This is a genomic window from Paenibacillus bovis (genome assembly GCF_001421015.2).
GTDB lineage: Bacteria > Bacillota > Bacilli > Paenibacillales > Paenibacillaceae > Saccharibacillus > Saccharibacillus bovis.
This window is the reverse complement of the sequence record NZ_CP013023.1, coordinates 2,896,797-2,919,630: the sequence shown is the minus strand read 5'-3', so window position 1 is coordinate 2,919,630 and position 22,834 is coordinate 2,896,797. Positions and strand designations below refer to the sequence as shown.

At 48.0% G+C, this 22,834-nt stretch carries 17 protein-coding genes; 3 read left to right on the top strand and 14 right to left on the bottom strand.

What is annotated here, in order from left to right; genetic code table 11:
* Positions 1–117: 117 nt before the first annotated feature.
* The 5 genes from AR543_RS12550 to AR543_RS12530 all read right to left on the bottom strand — a co-directional run bounded on the left by AR543_RS12550 (position 118) and on the right by AR543_RS12530 (position 7,024).
* The gene (locus tag AR543_RS12550; protein WP_060534849.1) at positions 118–876 is read right to left on the bottom strand and encodes a DeoR/GlpR family DNA-binding transcription regulator; all 759 of its coding nucleotides are present in this window, start codon (positions 874–876) and stop codon (positions 118–120) included.
* Between the two features lie 21 nt (positions 877–897).
* Complete coding sequence (locus tag AR543_RS12545) at positions 898–2,373, bottom strand: rhamnulokinase (protein ID WP_060534848.1); 1,476 nt, start codon at positions 2,371–2,373, stop codon at positions 898–900.
* Positions 2,370–3,590, bottom strand: coding sequence for an L-rhamnose isomerase (rhaI, locus tag AR543_RS12540; RefSeq protein WP_060534847.1), 1,221 nt, complete (start codon positions 3,588–3,590; stop codon positions 2,370–2,372). Before rhaI ends, AR543_RS12545 begins: the two co-directional genes overlap by 4 nt.
* Before the next feature lie 54 nt (positions 3,591–3,644).
* Positions 3,645–5,714, bottom strand: coding sequence for a bifunctional rhamnulose-1-phosphate aldolase/short-chain dehydrogenase (locus tag AR543_RS12535; protein ID WP_060534846.1), 2,070 nt, complete (start codon positions 5,712–5,714; stop codon positions 3,645–3,647).
* Positions 5,715–6,076: 362 nt separating this feature from the next.
* The gene (locus AR543_RS12530; protein WP_060534845.1) at positions 6,077–7,024 is read right to left on the bottom strand and encodes a ring-cleaving dioxygenase; all 948 of its coding nucleotides are present in this window, start codon (positions 7,022–7,024) and stop codon (positions 6,077–6,079) included.
* 257 nt (positions 7,025–7,281) lie between these two features.
* On the opposite strand from AR543_RS12530, the gene AR543_RS24550 reads away from it, so the two are divergent.
* A complete protein-coding gene (locus tag AR543_RS24550; RefSeq protein WP_017813166.1) occupies positions 7,282–7,452 on the top strand; it encodes a hypothetical protein in 171 nt (56 codons plus the stop codon).
* A 286-nt stretch (positions 7,453–7,738) separates the two neighbouring features.
* On the opposite strand, the gene AR543_RS12525 is transcribed toward AR543_RS24550, so the two are convergent.
* The 3 genes from AR543_RS12525 to AR543_RS12520 form a co-directional block, all read right to left on the bottom strand.
* On the bottom strand, positions 7,739–10,411 hold the full coding sequence (locus AR543_RS12525; RefSeq protein WP_060534844.1) for a cation-translocating P-type ATPase: 2,673 nt from the start codon (positions 10,409–10,411) through the stop codon (positions 7,739–7,741).
* A gap of 483 nt (positions 10,412–10,894) precedes the next feature.
* Positions 10,895–11,047: a hypothetical protein gene (locus tag AR543_RS24545; protein WP_169725597.1), complete on the bottom strand. Its 153-nt coding sequence runs from the start codon at positions 11,045–11,047 to the stop codon at positions 10,895–10,897.
* Positions 11,048–11,258: 211 nt separating this feature from the next.
* A complete protein-coding gene (locus AR543_RS12520; protein WP_060534843.1) occupies positions 11,259–12,857 on the bottom strand; it encodes a catalase in 1,599 nt (532 codons plus the stop codon).
* A 350-nt stretch (positions 12,858–13,207) separates the two neighbouring features.
* On the opposite strand from AR543_RS12520, the gene AR543_RS12515 reads away from it, so the two are divergent.
* On the top strand, positions 13,208–13,930 hold the full coding sequence (locus tag AR543_RS12515; protein ID WP_060534842.1) for an AAA family ATPase: 723 nt from the start codon (positions 13,208–13,210) through the stop codon (positions 13,928–13,930).
* 316 nt (positions 13,931–14,246) lie between these two features.
* On the opposite strand, the gene AR543_RS12510 is transcribed toward AR543_RS12515, so the two are convergent.
* Together AR543_RS12510 and AR543_RS12505 are read right to left on the bottom strand one after the other, a co-directional pair.
* Entirely contained in the window at positions 14,247–14,693 is a 447-nt protein-coding gene (locus tag AR543_RS12510) for a nuclear transport factor 2 family protein (RefSeq protein WP_060534841.1), read from the bottom strand.
* An 85-nt stretch (positions 14,694–14,778) separates the two neighbouring features.
* Entirely contained in the window at positions 14,779–15,993 is a 1,215-nt protein-coding gene (locus tag AR543_RS12505; protein WP_060534840.1) for an MFS transporter, read from the bottom strand.
* Between the two features lie 359 nt (positions 15,994–16,352).
* Here AR543_RS12505 and AR543_RS12500 point away from each other — a divergent pair, with 359 nt between their 5' ends.
* Positions 16,353–18,032 carry an esterase/lipase family protein gene (locus AR543_RS12500; protein ID WP_060534839.1) on the top strand — a complete coding sequence of 560 codons (1,680 nt, stop codon included), beginning with the start codon at positions 16,353–16,355 and terminating at the stop codon, positions 18,030–18,032.
* Between the two features lie 207 nt (positions 18,033–18,239).
* Here the strand turns inward: AR543_RS12500 and AR543_RS12495 are convergent, their stop codons facing one another.
* From AR543_RS12495 to AR543_RS12480, 4 genes are all read right to left on the bottom strand, one after another.
* A complete protein-coding gene (locus AR543_RS12495) occupies positions 18,240–18,749 on the bottom strand; it encodes a hypothetical protein (protein ID WP_145953915.1) in 510 nt (169 codons plus the stop codon).
* A 134-nt stretch (positions 18,750–18,883) separates the two neighbouring features.
* Positions 18,884–20,032 (bottom strand): NADH-dependent flavin oxidoreductase, encoded by a 1,149-nt coding sequence (locus AR543_RS12490; RefSeq protein ID WP_060534837.1) that lies wholly within the window; start codon positions 20,030–20,032, stop codon positions 18,884–18,886.
* Between the two features lie 399 nt (positions 20,033–20,431).
* Complete coding sequence (locus AR543_RS12485) at positions 20,432–21,907, bottom strand: MDR family MFS transporter (protein WP_060534836.1); 1,476 nt, start codon at positions 21,905–21,907, stop codon at positions 20,432–20,434.
* A complete protein-coding gene (locus AR543_RS12480) occupies positions 21,900–22,808 on the bottom strand; it encodes a TetR/AcrR family transcriptional regulator (protein WP_060534835.1) in 909 nt (302 codons plus the stop codon). Before AR543_RS12480 ends, AR543_RS12485 begins: the two co-directional genes overlap by 8 nt.
* Between the last annotated feature and the right edge of the window lie 26 nt (positions 22,809–22,834).

The window sequence follows — 22,834 nt, the reverse complement described above, 5'->3', positions numbered from 1 at the left end:
CTGAATAGGTTGCAGAGACAGAGGATTTCCAGATTTCAATGTCATCCGTTGTCCTTCTTCCTTTTCCATTGCTCCATACTAGTAGTTATTGGATAATGAGAATTTGAATATACTGGCTTAGACGATGGTCATATGAAGTTCACGCTCTTCCAGCTGGCGAATCGTCTCCTGGGGAAGACGGGTATCGGTAATCAGATGGTCAACCTCGCCAAGATCCATGACATGGGCAAAAGCCTGTACACCGAATTTGCTGGCATCGGCCAGCAGGATAACCTGATCGGCCATGCCAACCATTTTTTGCTTCACCCGTGCCTGCAGTTCATTGGATTCGCTAATACCGCGTTCCAGATGAAGACCTTTGCAGGACAGGAACAGCTTGTTCACATAGTACGTCTCCAGTGAGCGCTCTGCCAGCGGTCCGACAAAGGATAGTGAGCGAGAAACCAGCTGGCCGCCGGTCGAGATGACTTCGATCTTCTCTCTATTACTGAGCTGGGTCGCTACACGAATCGAATTGGTTAGCACGGTCAGCGGAATATCCGGCAGACTCGCTGCCATATACCAAGCGGTCGTACTCGCATCCAGCAGAATCCGGTCCTGCGGCTGAATCAGCCGGACCGCTTCTTCGGCAATGCGCCGCTTCTCCTCGGTATGCATAATCTCCCGCTCCGAAAACGGGGTCTCCGGCTGTTCATCCTTGACGCTGACGGCGCCGCCGTGTGACCGCTTCAGCAGACCCTGCCGCTCCAGCCGGTCCAGATCGCGGCGAATCGTCTCCTCGGTGACCTGGCAGCGCTCGCTCAGCTCCGTTACCCGCATACTGCCTTTCTCATTCACCAGCTTTACAATCATGTCATACCGTTCCGCGACTAACATAATGTCCTCAACTCCGAATCGTTATTGTACGGGAATCGCCGTCAATCTCAGGAAGCGTCCATAAGCATCTTCCCAGGCTTCGCTTTCCTGCGGTTCATAGATATCCATCGGAAAGGAATCCCGGATAACAGCACGCGCTTCCCGGATATCGCTAAATGTCCCCTGTGCTATCCATTGTACCGCTAAATTGCCAATCGCGCTTCCCTCCGCCGGCCCCGCCCATACCGGGCGTCCGAGTGCATTGGCTGTCCATTGGCATAACAGACGGTTCTGAATCCCTCCGCCGACCATATGCAGTCCATCGAACCGCTTGCCTGATAGCTGCTCGGTCTGCTCCAGCACATAACGATATTTTAATACGAGACTCTCAAAAATGCAGCGTGCTACCGCACCATACGTATCCGGTAGCTGTTGTCCGGTCTGACGGCAGTACTGCCGTACCCGGGAGCGCATATCACCTGCATGCAGGAACAGCGTATCATCCGGATCGATAAAGGAAAGAAAAGGCGCCGAACCTGCCGTATGCTGAATCCATTCACTGTATGATGCGTGATGACCATCACGCTCGCACTCCCGCTTGTATTCCTGGAAAATCCATAATCCCATAATATTTTTGAGCAGCCGATAGGTACCATAGGCGCCGCCCTCATTGGTAAAGTTCAGCTCTCTCGCCTGCTCCGTAATAACCGGTTCGGATACTTCCGTACCCATCAGCGACCAGGTACCGCAGCTTAAGTAGGCAAAAGAATCCGACAATGCCGGAACAGCCACGACCGCCGAAGCCGTATCATGCTCCGCTACCGCTGTCACTGGAATCGCAGGCAGCCCCAGATCGACCATCAGGGAAGAACGCAGATGTCCTGCCGGAGCTCCAGGCTGTACCGGTCTGCCAAACCATGAAGAGGGAATCCCGATATGCGACAGCAGCTTGCGATCCCAATCCTGCTGCCGTGAATTGTACATCTGGGTTGTGGTGGCATTGGTGAACTCATTAATCATCTCACCGGTCATAAAATACCGCAGCAGATCCGGAATCATCAAAAAGCGCTCCGCTTCCTTGAGCACCGGCGAACCATTTCGGCGCATCGCTGCCAGCTGATACAGGGTATTAAAGCCCAAAAACTGAATACCGGTGGATTCAAAAATCTGCTCTGTCCCCAGTTCATTCTGCATCTGTTCCATCACGCCGTGAGTGTGCCAATCCCGGTAATGCGAGGGATTGGCGAGCAGCTCACCGGTACGTCCGATCAATCCAAAATCAACAGCCCAGGAGTCGATGCCGATACTTTCCGGCAGCATCCGCTCCTGCTTGGCAATAACCAGCCCCTGCTGAATCTCGTGATACAGGCGCAGTATATCCCAGTATAGGCGATCTCCTACCTTTACCGGATCATTGCTGAACCGGTGAATCTCCTGTGTCACGATCCGGTTATCACTGAGTCTGCCGATAATCGCTCTGCCGCTGCCTGCTCCAAGATCATAGGCCAGGATGGTCACCAGCTGGCACCACCTTTGCCTCTCGCCAGAATCGATTGTCCGTAGCTGCCGGACAAATAGGCTTTCATCGGATCAAGCGGTAATCCCTGCTCTTCGCGCACGGCATGCAGCAGTGGAGTCACATCGAATTCAAAAGCGCGACGTACCGCGTCTTCTGCACCCAATACATCATTGTTCGCCTGTGCTTCTGCGACTTCCTTATGATCGATTAGCAGCGCTTTGGCATACTGAGTCTGTACATTCAGTACCGAGCGGATCATTGCCGGAATCTTCATTTCAATATTATGGGACTGGTCGATCATATAGGCGATATTGTTCACCGCCTGCACGAGCCGCTCTTCTCCGCTCTCTGCTGCATCCAGAATCTGATAAAAGATCAGGAACAGCTCATACGGATTGATCGAGCCGACGATCAGATCATCATCCGCATATTTATAACTATTAAAGTGGAACCCGCCCAGGCGGCCTTCATCGATCAGATAGGAGACGATATGCTCCACGTTCGCTCCCGGCAGATGGTGCCCGGTATCCACCAGCACATGTGCCTGTTCTCCCAGCTTCACCGCATAATTGTAAGCCATGCCCCAGTCGGCAATATCCGTATGGTAAAAGGCCGGCTCAAACGCCTTGTATTCGATCAGCATACGCATCTCCGGCGTCATCGCCCGATACATCTCGCCAAGTGCTTCCAGCATCCAGTTTTTGCGCTTGCGAATACTGCCCTGTCCGGGATAATTGGTACCATCGGCGAACCAGAGACTCAGATCGCGCGAACCGGTCTCTTTGGCTACATCCACACATTCCAGCAGATGATCCGTTGTTTTGCGGCGAATAGCGGGATCGCTATTGGTTACGCCGCCAAGCATATATTCTTCTTCCTGGAACATATTCGGATTGATGGCACCGATCTTCAGGTTCAGGCTTTCCGCGTGGCTGCGCAGCTTGCCGTAATCTTCGACTTTGTCCCATGGAATATGAATCGCTACCGATGGACACAGACCGGTAACTTTGTGCACCTGCGCAGCATCTTCCAATTTCTCGAATGGATCGCGCGGTACGCCTTCTTTTTGAAATACTTTGAAACGGGTACCGGAATCACCGTATCCCCATGATGGCGTCTCGATTTGTAGCGCTTTCAAACGCGATTTGATAACTTCCAGATCTATTCCCCTGCTCTGCTGCTGTTCCTCGAATAAAGCATAGGCTTTGTCTGTCATCCTGTATCCTCCTCCATAAGGTTCTCCTCATCACACTATCTATTCATTCTAACATTATCTGGTAAATGCTGCCGGAACACCGCCATCGATTGTCAGCATACAGCCGGTTGTTTTGGCTGCTTTGGAAGAAGCAAAATAGGCTACTCCTTCAGCGATATCATCCGGGTAAATATTGACGAGCAGTGTTGTCCGTTTGCGGTAATGCTCTTCCAGTTGATCCGGTTCGATACCATAGGCAGCTGCACGTTCATTGCGCCAGTTGGAATTCCAGATCGCCGACCCCTGCAGGATGGCATCCGGCAGAATCGTATTGACACGAATACCAAATTCACCGCCTTCGGTTGCAATACAGCGAGCCAGATGGGCTTCGAGTGCTTTGGCAGAACTGTAGGCGGTTACATTTTTGCCGGCATAGACGGAGTTTTTGGAGCCGATAAACACCATACTGCCGCCGAGTTCCTGATCTTTCATAATTTTAAAAGCTTCGCGGGCGACGAGGAAATAACCGGTTCCCAGTACATTCATGTTCAATTCCCATTCTTTGAGCGATGTCTCGTCAAATGGACTGGAAGTCGCCAGACCGGCATTATTTACAATAATATCAACGCCGCCGTAAGCCAGTGCCACTTCGGAATACGCATCCTTGACCATTGTTTCTTTGGTCACATCCATTTGGACAGCCAGTGCCCGATTGGCTCCATATTGTTCATTGATCTCATCCGCTACCTTCTGCGCACCTTCCAGATTCAGATCGGCCAGTACAACATGAGCGCCTTCGCCCACCAGACGACGTGCTGTTGCGCTGCCGATTCCTCCGGCTCCACCGGTGATGAGTGCCACCTGACGGGAGAATTCTGCTTCAGCAGGAGCAAGCGTCAGCTTATACAATTCCAGCGGCCAGTATTCCACATTATACGATTCCGATTCGCTCAGTGATACGAATTGTCCCAGTGCAGTCGCGCCGCCCATCACAGCAATTGCCCGGTGATACAGCGCACCGCTCACGAGCGACATCGCGTGACTCTTGCCGGTGTTGATCATCCCGATGCCCGGGATTAGAATCACGCGCGGAGCGGATTCGAACATAATATCGCCTTCATTACGATTGCGTTCAAAATAGGCTTGATACTGTTCCTTGTATGCGTGTATACCCTGTATAACCGCCTGCTTGAGACCTTCCGCATCTCCTGCCGATGGTGTCCAGTCGATGAACAGCGGCGTCATTTTGGTATGTACCAGATGATCCGGGCAGGCAGCTCCCACCTGGGATAACCGTGCAGAATCCTGTCCATTTACAAACTCCAGTACATCGTCCGCATCGTCAAACGTCAGAATCATCCGTTTGCTGTCGCTGACCGCACCGCGTACTGCCGGCATAATACCTGCAATCAGCTGTCTGCGCTCCTCGGGCTGAATAGATTCTACTTTGGTACCGCCAAATGAAGGTTTTTCTTCCGCTTTGCGGGCAATATATTCGGCCGCCTGATTAATAATCTCGATCGTTTTGTTGTAACATTCTTCCTGCGTCTCTCCCCATGTGACCAGACCATGCTTTTCCATCAGTACAAGTTCGGCACCCGGATGATCCAGTACACCCTGGGCAATCATTTTGGAAAGGGTAAATCCCGGACGAATATATGGCACCCATACGAATTTGTCACCGAAAATTTCACTTGCGATCTGCTTGCCGTTATCCGCGCAGCACAGACTGATAATCGCATCAGGGTGGGTATGATCCACATGCTTGAACGGCAGAAAGGCATGAAGCAGTGTCTCAATAGAAGGACGTGGCGCTTTGGCATCAAGCATACAGTTTGCCAGATATGCTACCATTTCTTCATCCGGCATTTCATCACGTTCGAACAGAGGACGAATATCTTCCATACGCAGTCCGGTAAAATGCTGTGCTTTCATAGAAGCAAGATCGGAACCGCTGCCTTTGACATACATAACTTCAATCTCACGGCCGCGAAAATCGCGTACCATTCCTTTGGTAGAAGTATTTCCGCCGCCCCAGTTGCATACACGACGATCTGAACCGATCAGATTGGAACGGTATACGAGCTTGTCCACACCTTCCTGAATAGTATCCGCCTGCTGTGCATTCCATTGATTAGGTATCATGCTTCATCCTCCATTGATCTGCGTAATCGTGACAGTCCCGCTATATCTTGCTGCGATTCACTGCCCGTCAAAAAATCGTTTGAATGTATTACACTGAATCCAACTGTATTTCTGGAATATGATGCCAAAAGCAGTTTCTTTGTTTGCAGTATATCACTTCTGTTTTTATTTGAAAACACATAAAACAAAAATAAACAAAAATATATTTAAAATTGATAACGCTTAACCAATACTAAATAAATATATTTTCTTTAATTCACCTCAAAAATAACTCATAGCATACAAAAAACAGCCGTCTCATAATAAGTGACGACTGTCTTTATAAAATGCCTGGATGCTATTCATTTATCGGCTGCACCTGATCATTCATGATGATCCAGCTCCCGTACTTCAAAAGGCAGCAAAATCTGTTCCAGTTTGGCACGATGCTGTTCATATTGTTCCGGCAGCTTCAATTCGGTACCCAGTGTTTCTGGCGATTCGTCATGCACAAAGCCAGGTGGATCGGTAGCAATCTCGAACAGAATCTCGCCATGCTCCCGGAAATAAATTGCGTTAAAATAATTGCGGTCACGTACCGCCGTTACGCCGTATCCGAGATCATGCAACTCATTTTGCCAATTCACTTGATCGCTGTCATCCACTGCGCGCCAGGCAATATGGTGAACCGTACCGACACCCATTTCGCCGCGTACACCGCTCGTCATTTTCAAATCAATAATATTGCCGATATCGGCCGTCGAACGATAACGCGTATAATCGCCTTCCTGTGCAATCAGTTCCAATCCCATCACCTGTTCCAGCAGCTGTGCTGTCTGGGCAGGATGAGAGGAAAATAGCGTCGCGCCACCAAATCCTTTGATCGCCACCTCAGTCGTTACGCCGCCAAAGCTCCATTGACTATTTGCACCGGCGCTGCGTTCTACAATCTCCAGATGCAGACCGTGCGGATCGTCAAATGCCAAATATTGCTCGCCAAAGCGTTCCACTTCACGATACGAGATATGAAATTGCTCCAAACGTGCTTTCCAGAAAGGCAGTGCCTGCTCCGGTACAACATAAGTGGTCACACCTACTTGGCCATCACCGATTACACCACGCTGTGCGCCTGCCCATGGGAAAAAAGTAATAATCGTGCCTGGATGACCGGCTTCATCGCCAAAGTAAAAGTGATATGTTCCCGGATCGTCAAAATTTACCGTTTGTTTTACCATTCGCAAACCAAGCACACCTGCGTAAAAATCAACATTCTCCTGAGGATGCCCTACAATTGCCGTAATGTGGTGAATACCTGCTGTTGATCTGTTCATTATTTATCCGCCCCTTTGTCCTTAAATAATAAATCTTAATTTAAAGATTATTAATCATGAGATAATAATAAATTCAATTCAAAATAATGTCAACCCCTTATTTTCGTATTCATTTGTAGCTCATTTGCATCTATTCTTTACATTCGTTTATATGACCTTTTCGATATCAGCCTGTTTCCCTTTTCTCCAATCGGGTAATGAAGAACAGAGCATACTAAATAAAATAAAGTGAATTATTCACTGAGGAGGAGAGCATCATGACAGAAGACAACAAAATGGAAAATCCAAATTCAGAAGATACACTGATGGAGAAGCACAAGAAGGAACAAGGTGCAAATCCTGAAACTCAGGCAGACGATTGGGCATCCAAACCGTCTCCAGTTGCCTCGGGCGACGATGATAAAGACAAAAAAGATTCCGACAAGTAATCCATATTGGTATGGGATCACTCAAGGAACCTGATACATGCATACAAGCAGGCAGTACCGATCCTAATCATCGGTACTGCCTTTTTATTGTGCGGATATTCTACCTATCAACAAATCTATTCTTTACATCATTACGATCAGCTTATATTATGCAGAGCGTTCAATTTGGGCATAGTCGATAAAACATATGCAAAAGCGTGTATAACGTTTATCCTTCGTCATACACGCTTTTTGGCTATACTTGCAATATTGATAGTTACGCTTCAGGCGGTAACGCAGTTTGCATTTAAGCTGATCTGTGCGGTTGTGCACGGCTGTCTCCCGATGCGGCACGACGGATTAGTTTTTCCAATTCCATCAATACCAGCGCTGCTGCTGCAAGGCCGGTAGCAATCGCCCACTCCTGTACGCCAAAACTATCGGGAATCGAGAAGATTCCGCGCACACCCGGCAGCAGAGTAATACCATATAGACCAAAGCATAATACAACTGAACCGATTACATATTTATTGCTGAACAATCCTGCTTCTATAGCGCTCTGTACATTGGAACGAGCAGCAAAAGTCTGCAGGGTACGCGCCAGGATCAGCGTTGTAAAGGCCATCGCTACACTCATCTCCGGCGAATGCTGCAATCCGATATACTGGGACAGTATGACTGCTGCCCCAATCATAATTCCGCGCGTAATAACGGCTCTCAGCGTACCACCGGCAAACAATCCTTCATTGATATCACGCGGCTTGCGATCCATAACGCCCGGCTCTTCTTTTTCCATACCCAGCGAGATGGCCGGCAGCGAATCATTGGCCAGATTGATAAATAGCAGTTGAATCGCTGTGAACGGATTTACCCAATCCATAATAAGTGCGAAAATAATCGCGATAATCGCACCCAGATTGCCTGCAAACAGATAGGCAATCGACTTTTTGATATTATCGAATACGGTCCGGCCGACACTGACTGCATTGACGATCGAGACAAAGTTATCATCGGTCAGAATCATCGCTGCCGAATCCTTGGCTACATCGGTTCCGCTACCCATGGCTACTCCGATATCGGCCTGCTTGAGCGCAGGTGCATCGTTTACACCATCTCCGGTCATTGCGGTGATTTTGCCTTTTTTCTGCCAGGCACGTACAATCCGAATCTTGTTTTCCGGCGATACCCGGGCGTAGACGGAGATATTCTCCAGATTGCGATCCAGCTCTTCATCCGACATTTTGTCCAGTTCCTGACCGGTTACGGCAATATCATTCTCATCCATTAGTCCGATATCACGACCGATTGCCTGAGCGGTCGTTTTGTGGTCACCGGTAATCATAATCGTGCGGATACCGGCCCGCTTGGATTGCTCGATCGAGCCATAGACTGCCTCGCGCGGCGGATCAATCATCGCTGTCAATCCGACCAGAATCAGCTCCTGCTCATCTTCTATACCGACGGTTGTCTGATGATCAGGGATTATTTTGTAGCCATAAGCGAGTACGCGCAGTGCCCGGCTGGAAAAGTCCTCGTTGGCCTCATACAATCGCTGACGGATTTCTTCATCAAGCGGTACCACCTGTTCACCCAGCAGTACCTGGGTACAGCGGCTGATGAGTACATCCGGTCCACCCTTGGTCAGCAGCATTTTCTGACGATCAAAGGTATGCACGGTAGACATCAGCTTGCGATCCGAATCAAACGGAATCTCTGCTTCCCGCGGAAAGCTGTCCCGGATTTCGGTATAGTTTTTATTCTTTTTGTTACTGAAAGCGATCAGTGCAACCTCGGTCGGATCACCCATTTCTTTGCCTTCTTCATCGATATTGGAGTCGTTGCAGAGTACGGCAATATGAACCAGCTTGCGTTCTCCCTCCGACCATTCTGCCGGATTATCCGGGAAGTCATCGCGGCTGCCATCCGGCAAGTAATAATCCACGACAGTCATCTTATTCTGGGTTAACGTACCGGTTTTGTCTGTACAAATGACGCTGGTGGAACCAAGCGATTCTACCGCAGGCAATCTGCGAATAATCGCATGCTGCCGGGCCATCTTGTTCGTTCCGGCAGATAATACGATAGTCACAATCGAAGACAAGGCTTCCGGTATAGCAGCTACTGCTACAGCCACTGCGAACATCAGCGCTTCCAGGATCGCAGCGGTCGTATCTACTGTATCCGCAGAGAACCAGATACGTGCAGCTTCTACTGCAAAAATCAGAATACAGAGCAGTAAAATAAACACCCCGAGCTTTTTGCTGAAACTCTCCAGTTTGCGCTGCAGTGGGGTCTGCTTGGATTCGGCACTCTCGATCAGACCGGCAATCTTGCCGATTTCGGTATTCAGTCCGGTTCCGGTAATAACAGCTGTACCACGACCGTACACAATGAGTGCACCGCTGAATACCATATTTTTGCGATCTCCAATAGGCGAATCTTCATCGATCACACGAATATGCTTTTCCACCGCTTCCGATTCACCGGTCAGCATGCCTTCATCTGCTTTGAGACTTTCTGATGTCAGCAGCCGCGCATCTGCCGGTACAAAATCCCCGGCATCCAGCTGAATAATATCACCGACTACCAGCTCGCGGGCAGGCAGCGATTTGCGCGCTCCATCACGCAGCACTTTGGCTTCGGGCGCAGACATCTGCCGCAGCGCTTCGATGGAGCTTTCTGCTTTGCGTGTCTGTACCACGCTTATAATCGCATTCAGGATCAGTACGAAAATAATAATGCCTGCTTCCACCACATGCCCCAGGATAATCTGTACAATCGAGGCGATCAACAAAACAACCACCATCGGGTCCCGCAGATTTTCTACAATCAGCTTCCAGGTAGGCGTACGTTCTTTGCCTTTGAGTTCATTGTATCCATCGCGTTCCAGACGCTGCTGTGCTTGCTGTGAAGTTAATCCCTTCTCTGTTGTGTCCGCCTTATCCAGCGCTTCTTCTACACTTGTCCGGTAAAATTCCATTCACACCACTCCAGTCCTCAAAATGTAAAAAACAATTTCTGTCTGGTCTCCCGTTTACAGCAGATACGGTCATACGCAGGTCTTTACCAGTCATTATGTATATCCTTTTATATCAGCTAACAACTGGTTGTATATACTACCTTTTACCCCTGAAAATGATTTTGGTTTCAAAAAGAAAGTGTAGATTGTATGACGATTGCTGTCGACAACATGCAAAAAAGAGAGATCATCTGTACCAATGCCCTGTAACCATAAACCGGACTTAGAAAGATGATCTCCCTTGTTATTTTATGCAATTTGTAGATGCTCATGACAAGCAGGATAGCCATATTAGTAAAAGTATATCAAGCCGTATAAATAAAGAGACAGGTTTCCGAGTAAAAAGACAGGTTCGCACGCTATAGGCTTGCATGCCTTGCAGCAATATAATCTATAGCTATCGCAAACTCTATCTGCTCTATCTCTATAACCTGCTATATTCTACTAAATGATCTGAAGCTTGCGCGCCTGTTCTTCCGTGAGGATATACTGCTCCTGCGGATATGTCTCATCCTCGCTCTGTACACCAAACATCTGCATCACTTCATTCCAGATGCCTTTTTGTACCGCTTCTTCCTGAGTAATAATAATTTTCATCCTCATCGCCGCCTTTATTGTAAAGTATATTGCTGTATGCGCTGATCTGTAGGTTATGGTGTTATTTAAACAAAATACAGTCTGTATCAAACGTACAAAAGTATAGGTGCGGCCAAGTTCCTGTCTGCCTGATATCCGATACAACCATCACGCAAAAAATAGCCCTCATCCCGGTTTCGAGATGGGGCTATGTGATAAATTATAAATCCGATTAATACGGATCGGCTTCGTGTCCTTTTTCTTCGGCTTTTTTGGCAGCCATGTGGGCACGATGCAGCGGCTTGCCTTTTTCCGGATCAGCCATTACTTTTTCCATCATTTCTCTGACCCGTTTGCCATAATCGGCATCAGCTTCTGTAATATTGGCAAGCACTTTTTCCTGAATCACTTCATTACACTGGGCCAGATTGCTGCCCAGGTTGCTGATCAGTTCATCGCGCTCCCAATCTTCAAAGTTGCGGTAGGTCTCGCCAGCCTGCGCAAAGTCATTCGGACGGTCAATCTTCTGACGCATCAGACGGGTATTGTAATATTCCGGTTCATGATCTTTTCCTGCTTTTGGCGCTTCCTGAAGACCACCCAGTGAAGACGGCTCATAATTCACATGCGGGTTCTGACCCGGCGCACGATCGGTCTGATAACGCATCTGGCCACCGGAATGATTGGTTGCTACACGAGACTTCGGTGCGTTGATCGGCAGCTGCTGATAGTTCGCACCGATACGGTGACGCTGGGTATCCGAATAGGAGAATGTACGACCCTGCAGCATTTTATCATCCGAGAAGTCCAGTCCGTCTACCAGTACACCTGTACCGAAAGCTGCCTGCTCCACTTCGTTAAAGTAATCTTCCGGATTGCGGTTGAGCGTCATTTTGCCTACTTTGAGGAACGGGAATTGATCTTCCGGCCACAGCTTGGTATCATCCAGCGGATCAAAATCCAGCTCCGGATGATAGTCATCGCTCATGATCTGTACACACAGCTCCCACTCCGGATATTCTCCGCGCTCAATCGCATCATACAGATCGACGGTCGCATGGTTAAAGTCGAGCCCCTGAATCTGATTGGCTTCCTCCTGCTTGAGATTGCGGATGCCTTGCAGCGGTTCCCAGTGGTATTTGACCAATACCGCCTCGCCTTCGGCATTCACCCATTTATACGTATTAACGCCCGATCCCTGCATCATCCGGTAATTCGCCGGGATGCCCCATGGAGAGAACAGGAAAGTAATCATATGTGTAGACTCCGGACTGTTCGCGACAAAGTCCAGAAAACGTTCCATATCCTGTACATTGGTGATCGGATCCGGTTTGAAGGCATGTACCATATCCGGGAATTTGAGCGGATCACGGATAAAGAATATTTTCAGGTTGTTGCCGACCAGATCCCAGTTGCCGTCTTCGGTATAGAATTTGGTCGCGAATCCGCGTGGATCACGCAGTGTCTCGGGAGAATGACCTCCATGGATAACACTGGAGAAACGTACGAATACAGGAGTTTGTTTGCCTTTTTCCTGGAATAGTTTGGCGCGGGTATATTTGGACACAGGCTCATCGCCTACTGTTCCATACGCTTCGAATACGCCATGCGCTCCCGCTCCACGGGCATGAACGACACGTTCAGGCACACGCTCACGGTCGAAGTGTGTTATTTTCTCTAGAAAGTTGTAGTTCTCCAGCGTAACAGGACCCCGGTTCCCTACAGTTCTTACATTTTGGTTGTCAGTGACAGGATGTCCCTGCCGGTTAGTCAGCGTTACATTTTCTTCTTGATCATTCGATTGCGGTTGCTTCTTGTTCTCATCTGCCATAAGATCTTCCGCCTTTCAAGAAAGTATAAGTTTGCTGAATCTGTATTCTTCATGACACAGGAAAACAAAACATACGCCCGGCATAAGGACATATTACCTTTTTTTACCTGCTCCTACTCATTATAAAACACTTTTCAACCAAAAAGTGAACCGATTTCATAAATTTGTCCAATTTGTGAATGAAGATAAAGTGAAGTATGATTTTACTTTTGATTTTGCCCTCCTTTATACTGGGCTTATTCCAAGAATGAGCTACTATATGGATAATCTGTAATGTGGATCTGTAACAATAATGGACAATATGCTGTCTTACCATATAATTGTATTTTGATATAGAGAGGTGGAGTATTATGTACTTGCGGAGGATTACATTACTCAAAGAAAAAATAAACGATTACAGCATCTATCCGTTCTCCCTGCCACTGATCCAGCGAATGGATATGCTTGAGGTGCGGAGCCCGGTAACTTTCTTCGTCGGCGAGAACGGATCGGGCAAGTCTACACTACTGGAAGCGGTGGCTTATCAGTGTGGATTCCATACTGCCGGAGGTTCACGCCAGAATACGTATGAGGTCAAGTCTGCCGAGGCTGCGCTGGGTGATCATATACGCCTCTCCTGGCTGCCCAAGCTGACCGAAGGATTTTTTCTGCGGGCGGAATCTTTTTATCATTTTGCCAATCATATCGACGAGACCGATATGACCAACTACAAGTACTATGGTGGCAAATCCCTGCATCAACAGTCGCATGGGGAGTCTTTTCTCAACTTGTTCAGACATAAGTTCACGAGTATCCGGGAATCGGCGATTTATCTGCTGGATGAGCCGGAGGCGGCACTTTCTCCCGCCCGTCAGCTTTCCCTGATGCGGATTATTCACGATCTGACGCCACGCTGCCAGTTTATTATTGCCACGCATTCTCCGATTCTGATGGGCTATCCGGAAGCGGATATTATTAGCTTTGACGAGGACAGGCTGCAGCGAATCGATTACAGGGACACCGAGCATTACCAGATTACCAGACGCTTTCTGGAAAATCCGGCTCCGCTGCTGCGTGAGCTATTCAATGATTAGATTCCTACTAACACCGATCGGGTTCTTGCTTCGCAGAAGGTTCGCCCTACCGTTTGTAAAATTCTTATTTTCTGAAAATATTAAAAACGCTGCAGCTTATAAGCCGCAGCGTTTTTTGGTGCATATAGATGAGTTGCTGTGTCGGAATAGATAGAAAAATTGCTTTTGAAGAGATAGATGAATGATTTCTGAATAGATAAGTGAATCCGCTCGACATAGCATAATTCTCGACTGAATCAAGCCTACTCCATATTCAGCTCTACAGCCGGAATATTGTATACCTTTTCACCCTACTATTCTACTTCATCATACTGTTCTACAAAATATCCAGACGCAGACGCTCCAACCGGGTATGCTTGATATACCAGCGTCCATCCAGCTGTACAAAAGTCTCGTGATAATATCCATATCCGTGAAACGATTTGTGTTCGCTGCCTTCCGGGAACGTCACATAATCTTCCATTGGAGACAGTACTCTGGCTTCTATTGGCGATATCAATTCGATATCTGCACTATGTACCTGATGCACTGTAACCGCCGGGTCTACCAGATCCTCGAATACTTTTACAATAGTATCCCGTCCTTCCAGTACCGGAATCGGATTGCCTTCCGTACTGAAGTCCGCGACCGCATCCGGAGCAAATACATCCTTGAGCGCTTCCCACTGCTTGGTATCGATCAGCCTGCAGTAACGGGATTTGACCATGCGGATCTCTTCATAGGCGAGCAGCAGATCTATACCTGATAAAAATGAATGATTCATTGCTTGATTCCTCCATCATGATGATTAGGTTACTATCCAGTTACCTGAATCTCCATTATAAGTCATCCGCAATCGAATCAGCCAGTTATTCCAGCTCCAGCCCTTTGGTTTCTTTGCCCAGGAACAGCACAGCCGCAGCTCCAATCAGAATCGCCACGAAGAAAATAGTAAAAATCGTACTCACCGGTATACCGTCTCCTACGAGCATTCCGACCAGGAATGGTGCAATAACGCCGCCGATCCGTCCAAATCCGGCAGCCATTCCCGTACCCGTCGAACGTACCCGTGTCGGATACAGCTCCGGTGTATAGGCATACAATCCACCCCATGCTCCCAGGTTGAAGAATGACAGACAGACTCCTGCGAGAATCAGCGACAGCTCGCTGGTAGCATAGCCGAACCAGATCGCACTGACTGCTGTCAGTACCAGATAGACGACCAGCACGAATTTGCGGCCGAATTTCTCGATAAAGTATGCTGCAGTAAAATAACCCGGCAGCTGTGCCAGCGTCATGATCAGTACGTACTCAAAACTTTTGATCAGTGTAAATCCTTTGAGTCCCATAACGGATGGCAACCAGAGGAACATGCCATAATACGAGAAGACCACTGTAAACCAGAGAATCCAGGCCATCAGCGTTGTACGACGATGCGGACTGCTCCATATTTCCTTCAGACCTTTGCCAAAGGAAGCCTGTTTGCCAGCGCCACCTTTTATAAACCGGGGGGAATCATCGATCGCACGACGAAGATACAAGGCATAAAGTGCCGGTACCGCTCCAATTACGAAGCCCCACTGCCAGCCATAACGCGCGATAACAAAATAAGCGACTACCGCCGAGATGATCCAGCCAAATGCCCAGAAGCTCTCCAACAGTACCACTGCGCGTCCACGATCCTTGACAGCGACCGATTCCGATACAAGTGTCGAGGCTACAGGCAGTTCCCCGCCCAGACCGAATCCGGCTATAAACCGAAGCAGCAATAAAACTCCAAATCCGGTAGCCAGCGCGGATAAGCCACTGGCGATCGAGAAAATCAGCAGCGTCCACAGCAGAATCGATTTGCGGCCATAACGATCTGCAAGATAACCGGCAGCCACTGCGCCGACTGCCATCCCGACCGAGTTAATACTGGTGAGATATCCGATTTCCTGTGGACTGAGACTCCAGCTTTTTGCCAGTGCCGCCGCGATAAAGGAAATCATACCGACTTCCATCGCATCGAACATCCAGCTGAATCCTGCACTGAACAGCAATTTGCGCTGTTTGGGATTCTGGAGTAATTCCATCTTGCTCATGTGATTAACCCCTTCTTTCTGATTCGCTTGTACTTTTTTGAACATACTTTTAGCTGCTTACGTTTGCTAACCGAGTACCCATCTCTGCTGCGCATTAGCCAGATCCGTTATCGATAGCAGTTCCCCTTTGTATTTTTCACGCTGAGGTACAGTCAGCTGCATAATTGTAGTCACGATTTTTATTATACTCAAATCGTGGAAATTTACCTCACATTATTTTCAAATTGTTAAAATTTAATTTATTGATGCTGTATAGCTAAACAAAACAAATACATAAATAAGTAACAGCTTTAATATTAGCCCACTACATTAGAAAAGGAAAAAATATTTCCAATTATTACATATCAAGGAGGAATATCATGTCGATCCAAAGTAAACTGCTGGTTTGCACACTCGCTGCCGGACTGGCACTATCCGCTTTTCCATCACAGGCTTTTATGGCTCCTTCTACTCCGGCTGTAGCTGCTTCACCCGGAGCCTGGGCAGCAGGCCAGACGCCTGCCAATGTGTCTGCCGACAAGCCTGTTATTTTGTTTGTACATGGTCTGACCAGTCAGGCCAAAGTCTGGTACGATAATAATGATATGTATGAATACGCCTATAATAATGGTTATCAGACTGCTTTTATCAATATGTATGATATTTCCGGCACTCCGCAAGACATGTGGAAAGACGGCGAACTGCTCGCTGCCAAGATCAAGGAAATCAGCCAATACTTTGGCAAAAAGATCGTTATCGTTGCTCACAGCAAAGGCGGCGTGGATACCGAATCCGCACTCGTCCGCTATAACGCCTATCCGTATGTCAACCGCGTAATTACACTCAGTACGCCACATCATGGCTCCCAACTGGCTGATCTGGCTTACAGCAGCTGGGCCGGATGGCTGGCCGATCTGGTCGGCTCCCAGAGTCCGGGTACCAGCTCTTTGCAGACCTCCAATATGGACTATTTCCGCTCGGAAATGGCCAAAGATCCTGATGTGAATAAAGTGCCTTTTTATACTCTTAGCGGTAACAAATGGTCCGGCTCCGGCAAATCCTCTTATACATTTGGCGGCGCTTATCTGGCAATGTTCGGCAGCAATGATGGCGTCGTCACGACCGAGAGCGCGCTGCGTCCGAACAGTACGCTTATTCAGATGGGCCCGTGGAATCATGCGACTGTCCGCACTGGTTCATACACATTTGACCTGTTCAAATCCTATATCGGCAATGCCGGTGTACGTGCAGCTGCTTTATCCGCTGCTTCGGTAAGCTCCAGCGTATACGGCGATGTATATACTTCACCATCTTCCAGTCTTCCTGCTGTGGATATGTCCGGCTCGGGTATGAATGCCTTTACCCAGCCTTCCCTGCAATCGACAGCAGCAGCATCCACAGCCTCAACAAACTATGGACAATATTATGTGCGCGGCGGTGAATATAACGGTACCGCTACTGAGACGCTAACTGTAGAAAACAATGTAAAATCTGTTACTCTGGATTGGATCACCAACCAGCCGATAGATGAACTTCGTCTGATCTCCCCTCAGGGCAAAGTACGCCATGTCCAAGTCAGCACAGATCGGGATGAAGAAATCTTCAAAGGTGCCTACCATCAAGTGACCGAACTGAAAAAACCGGAAGTCGGGGAATGGCAGGTTCAAGCAATCAGCCACCAAGCCGGTGCCTATCTGATGACTGCTGTCTATGCACCGGGAGCAGAGAAGGCGCGCATGAATACTTCTTTCTCCGGTGAATCTCTCGATATGACTATCAATACTCACGGACTGGATACCGAGCAGACTACCCTCACGTCCAAAATCGAATACTATGATGCGCAGGGCAAACGCATCGCTCCTGCCACTGAAAGCCAGCGTTCCCTGTCTGCGAGCAGCGTGCAGGAAAGTGTCCCTGTACCTTCCTCCGGTCAAGCTTCCAATTATGTGATCACTACCGATGTAGAAGGCAAAACAGCTGCTGGTGCGCCTTATAAACGGACACTGATCCAATCGGTCTACGTGGATGCAGCAGGTCATACGTATTCCCAGCAGAATTAATCGGTTTCCCGGAATATGCTCTAATCTATACCCTTAAATGACAACAGCAGCAAATATGAACAGCCTGTACATGTGCCAATCCGGCATGTACAGGCTGTTTTTACACTGTCTGCTTTATCGTGGTTATTTTATAAGTGCAATGTTTTATCGCAGCTATTTTATATGCCAACACCGGCAAGGCATACACGAAGATTACTTTTATGATACTTACTCACTAATAGACGAAGAATCCGTTTCTTTTCTCTCTGCATCAGTAAAAAGCTGATCCGCAGTAATATGATAATACTCCAGCTCATACTCATTGTCACTGAATACGATCAACCGATCCGGCCGAAAAAGAATCAGTGTCAGATCCCGGTTACCCTGATATTCCCACAGACTTTTTAGAAAAAGATCCTTGTCGATAATGGTCATGCTCAGCCAGAACGCCGGGTCTACCGCCTGAATCACTTTTTGTATACCTGCCTCCTGCAGCTGGCTCTTTACCCAGATATGGGCAAAATCCGTATCTGCCGGATAAGGAAGCACTGCTGTAGGCGCAAGTCGACGGTTATAGCTTTGAACACTGCGCAGTATCTGTTCATGCCAGACCGTATCCACAGACTGACGATCCATAATAACTACGCCTGATACCCCCTCCAGCTGATCTGCATATCTTTTTATTTGGCTGTAAGCCAGCTTTTGCTTTATTCGTTCATTATTGGACAATTGCATCATATCCCTCTTTATATCTATTTCGACATGCTGACAGGATGCTTTTTTGAACACGCAACCTGCTGTATAAAAGCAATATGTAAAACACCCCGGCTTCCGCGTCTGCGTACATGCCGGGGTATTGAATTCAAAGCATATTATTTCGCAGATTCTTCCGCTTCTACAATCGGGAACCAGCCAGGAATATTAATAACCATGTTCCAGAGCGGATCCGGCAGTGTCAGCGCTTTTTGATCATTTTTGCTAATGGTGTACAGGATCTCGTCTTCGCGACCGGATTGTACTTTCTCCACCCATGTTGGATCTACAATCAGCTGACGACCCAGTGCTACCAGTGGAGCGCCTGTCTCCAGTACAGCTGCTGCATCATCAGGTGTTTTCACGGAGCCCACACCGATGACCGGAACTTTGGCACCAACACGTTCCTGGATAATAACCAGACGGGAGCGTGTATCTTCAACACCGCGACGTGGTACGGATGTATATTCCATCAGGGAAGTATGCAGATAGCTGAGGTTTTTGTCAGCCAGTGCATCGATCAGCACCAGAGTGTCTGCCATAGTGATTCCCGGCGTTTCCGGTTCTTCCGGAGAAAAGCGATAGCCGACGATGAATGGACCTTTCGCTTGTTCTTTGACAACACGTTGCACTTCATCCACAACAGCCAGTGGGAAAGCCAGACGCTGATGCACATCGCCGCCCCATTTGTCTTCACGACGATTGGAGTGCGGGGAGAAGAATTGCTGAATCAGATAACCGTTGGCACCATGGATTTCTACGCCGTCAAAGCCTGCTGCAATCGCATTGGCTGTTGCTTTACCAAAATCTTTGATAATATCTTCGATTTCCTGACCAGTCAGTTCGCGTGGAGTAGGACCTTGACCACCGTCGCCGCGTTCGCTTGGTACAGCACTTGGAGCAGTTACATCGCCATCTACCAGTTCGGGAGGAGCCAGACGACCGGCATGGAAAATCTGCAGTACTGCTTTGGCACCATTCTTTTTCAGTGTTTCGGCCAGACGAGTCAGTCCTGGAGTGAACTCTTCGCCTACAGCACGGAACTGGTTGGCAAATCCTTTACCACCCGGAGTTACGTGTGCAACAGCAGTAATGGCCAGACCTACACCGGTTGTACGGCTGGCATAGTATTCCAGCTCTGCATCGGATACAGTCTCATCCGGATTGGAAGAAGAGTGAGTCATCGGTGCAAGCACCAGACGGTTTTTCAGCTGAATACCATCGTTCAGTGTGAATGGTTCAAACAAAGCGTTATATTTTGGATTCAAGGTTTCTCTCTCCTATCTAATATGTGTTTAGTAAATGAAGCTTTTCTACTGCTCAAAAGCTATTATTAAAAGTAACAATATATATTATAGTAAACAATTATATTTTTCACAAGTTATTTAAGAAATGATCTTTATTTTTTTGAAATTTGTACTTTCCAGAGTATATTTTATCCGGAATTCTACTCATTTTTATGCAGCAACAGGCTCCAGAGTAAAGGAACCCATCTCCTTTTAACCCTTAGAGCCTGCTGTCATTTCATTCCGGCATATCGCTATACCTTGTCGCTGTATAGCTATGCCGAAATACTTTCTATTCCTGTTACTATAGTGATACTAGCTTCTTGGTGACTTTTGCCATTGTGCTATTGATGTCCTTAGCCTTGATCGCTGCGATGCTGATCAGGACTGGGAAGCCGGTTTGGCATGTTTGCCTGAAGACTCGGCAGACTGTTCTTTTTTCTGTACATCGACACGTGGAGGTTCTTTGAGGAAAAACATCATAATCAGTGCTAGTACCGACAGCGCCGAAGCGACCAGAAAAGCCATATTGGTACCGTGTATCAGCGACATATCGGCTCCCTGCCCGGAAGACGTCGCCGAGATCGAAGCATTGGTGAAAATAGTGATCAATACAGCGGTACCGATCGATCCCCCTACCTGACGCAGTGTATTATTCATCGCCGACGCATGAGATAGCAGATGTACCGGCAGCTGATTAAGACCTGCTGTCGTTACCGGCATCATGACCATCGACAGACCGAACATACGCAATGCGAACATGATTACGATAAATGGAACCGGCGTCTGATCTGTCAGGAAAGAAAACGGAATCGTGCCAATCGTCAGCATCAGCAGACCGATAATACCGATCCGCTTTGCACCGAATTTATCAAAAATACGTCCGGTAATCGGTGACATAATCCCCATCAGTATAGCACCGGGCAGAACGATCAGACCGGACTGCATAGCTGTCAGATGACGTGCATTTTGAATATACAACGGCAGCAGTGTCGATGCACCGATCATCGCTGTAAATACAATAACCGTAATAATCATCGAGATGGTGAACAGACGATTCTGGAACACACGGAACTCCAATAGCGGCTGCTTCAGCTTGAACTGGCGTGTTACAAACAGAATCAGACTGACTACGCCGACAGCGATCGTCACAATGACTACCGGATCCGCCCAGCCTTTGGAAGCTGTACTGAATCCATACAGCAAACCGCCGAATCCCAGAGTCGACAGGATAACAGAAGGTATATCCAATTTGGGATCACGCAGCTGCCCTACATTTTTGAGAGCAAATATAGCGATGACCAGATCGATCAGGGCAATCGGCAAAATAATATAAAACAGATCGCGCCAGGAGAAGGTATCGACGATCCAGCCGGATAATGTCGGACCGATCGCCGGTGCAAAAGATATAACCAGACCGATCATCCCCATCGCTGCCCCGCGGCTTTCTTTGGGGAAAATAACCAGAAATACGGTCTGCATCAGCGGCATAATAATTCCTGCTCCGGCAGCCTGTACGACCCGCCCAACGAGCAATATGCCAAAATTCGGCGATATAGCGGCAATTAGCGTACCCAATGCAAACAATCCGATCGAAGTAATAAATAAAGCTCTTGTATTAAACTTATCAATCAAATAAGCCGTAACAGGAATCATGATCCCGTTCACCAGCATAAAAATCGTCGTCAGCCATTGTGCAGCCGTGGCATCAATATTCAAATCACTCATAATATGCGGCAGCGCAGTCACCAGCAATGTCTGGTTCAGTATCGCCACAAACGCACCGGCCAGCATAATGCCGACAATGAGCTTGATATTCACTTTTGGTTGTGGCTGTTGTGCTACAGCATTACCCATGTTTCTCTTCCTCCCAATTTGCAAAATAGACATGTTGAAGATAGGAGACCTCTTCAGTTAATTCCTCACGCTGCCGGAGATAGGCGATCAGTGCATCGATCATAAATGCCTGTGGCACCTTTTTACGACGCTCGATATCCAGCCGCTCTACTGCAGCCAGCAAATCGGCACGGATAGGTTCCGGTGATCGTTGGTGTACAGCCAGCGTCAGCTCCCGTACAGACTTGCGCCACTCACTTTCGCCAAAGTACTTGCGTCCGACTTCGGGATCATACAGATTCAGATGGGCGGCCAGCTCTGCATCCACTACAGGCGTTTTGCCCATACGCTGATGGATCATCGTTTCTATACTGTCTACGATAAAAGCGGCCAGCGCTTCCAGATCCAGTTTGGTTTTGCGATCCACATGCGACAGGAAAACAAATTCTCTCAGCATCCCCTGCATACAGACAGCCATATCCCATACAATCGGCTCGATTTCGGTTCCAAATGCCTGTATCAGAGCTTCTTTCTGCCAGCTGATCATCGTACGCTTGAAATTTAGCATAACCGTACGAATCTGGCTGCCCAGCTCCATCGGTACATTCTGGTTCAGGTTAATAAAAAAGTTATGTCTGACTATAAATTCATGCAACTGAACAATCAGCTTTTGCACAAGCTGATCCCGTGGCGGCACGTTATCTTCAAAATGAAGCGCACTGCTCGCCTGTACGATCTCCTCATGCAGCGTGCTTATGATCTGCAGCAGTATGTCCTCTTTGGACTGAAATAATTTATAGATGGAAGCCTTGGACATGTTACACTGCTCGGCAATATCCTGAACAGTCGTTGCAAAATAGCCCTTTTCTGCGAATAACTGGCTTCCTGCATGTAGGATCGTTTTCTTCCGGTCCTCTATCATAATAGAGCATCTCCTATTTTCTAATA

What these genes read in the sequence shown, in the direction of transcription:
- AR543_RS12520 (WP_060534843.1), bottom strand. Translation starts at nt 12,857, where the DNA reads ATGGCAGATGAGAACAAGAAGCAACCGCAATCGAATGATCAAGAAGAA.
- AR543_RS12485 (WP_060534836.1), bottom strand. Translation starts at nt 21,907, where the DNA reads ATGGGTAATGCTGTAGCACAACAGCCACAACCAAAAGTGAATATCAAG.
- AR543_RS12500 (WP_060534839.1), top strand. Translation starts at nt 16,353, where the DNA reads ATGTCGATCCAAAGTAAACTGCTGGTTTGCACACTCGCTGCCGGACTG.
- AR543_RS12515 (WP_060534842.1), top strand. Translation starts at nt 13,208, where the DNA reads ATGTACTTGCGGAGGATTACATTACTCAAAGAAAAAATAAACGATTAC.
- AR543_RS12525 (WP_060534844.1), bottom strand. Translation starts at nt 10,411, where the DNA reads ATGGAATTTTACCGGACAAGTGTAGAAGAAGCGCTGGATAAGGCGGAC.
- AR543_RS12495 (WP_145953915.1), bottom strand. Translation starts at nt 18,749, where the DNA reads ATGATGCAATTGTCCAATAATGAACGAATAAAGCAAAAGCTGGCTTAC.
- AR543_RS12480 (WP_060534835.1), bottom strand. Translation starts at nt 22,808, where the DNA reads ATGATAGAGGACCGGAAGAAAACGATCCTACATGCAGGAAGCCAGTTA.
- AR543_RS12505 (WP_060534840.1), bottom strand. Translation starts at nt 15,993, where the DNA reads ATGAGCAAGATGGAATTACTCCAGAATCCCAAACAGCGCAAATTGCTG.
- AR543_RS12510 (WP_060534841.1), bottom strand. Translation starts at nt 14,693, where the DNA reads ATGAATCATTCATTTTTATCAGGTATAGATCTGCTGCTCGCCTATGAA.
- AR543_RS24545 (WP_169725597.1), bottom strand. Translation starts at nt 11,047, where the DNA reads ATGAAAATTATTATTACTCAGGAAGAAGCGGTACAAAAAGGCATCTGG.
- AR543_RS12530 (WP_060534845.1), bottom strand. Translation starts at nt 7,024, where the DNA reads ATGAACAGATCAACAGCAGGTATTCACCACATTACGGCAATTGTAGGG.
- AR543_RS12535 (WP_060534846.1), bottom strand. Translation starts at nt 5,714, where the DNA reads ATGATACCTAATCAATGGAATGCACAGCAGGCGGATACTATTCAGGAA.
- rhaI (WP_060534847.1), bottom strand. Translation starts at nt 3,590, where the DNA reads ATGACAGACAAAGCCTATGCTTTATTCGAGGAACAGCAGCAGAGCAGG.
- AR543_RS12550 (WP_060534849.1), bottom strand. Translation starts at nt 876, where the DNA reads ATGTTAGTCGCGGAACGGTATGACATGATTGTAAAGCTGGTGAATGAG.
- AR543_RS24550 (WP_017813166.1), top strand. Translation starts at nt 7,282, where the DNA reads ATGACAGAAGACAACAAAATGGAAAATCCAAATTCAGAAGATACACTG.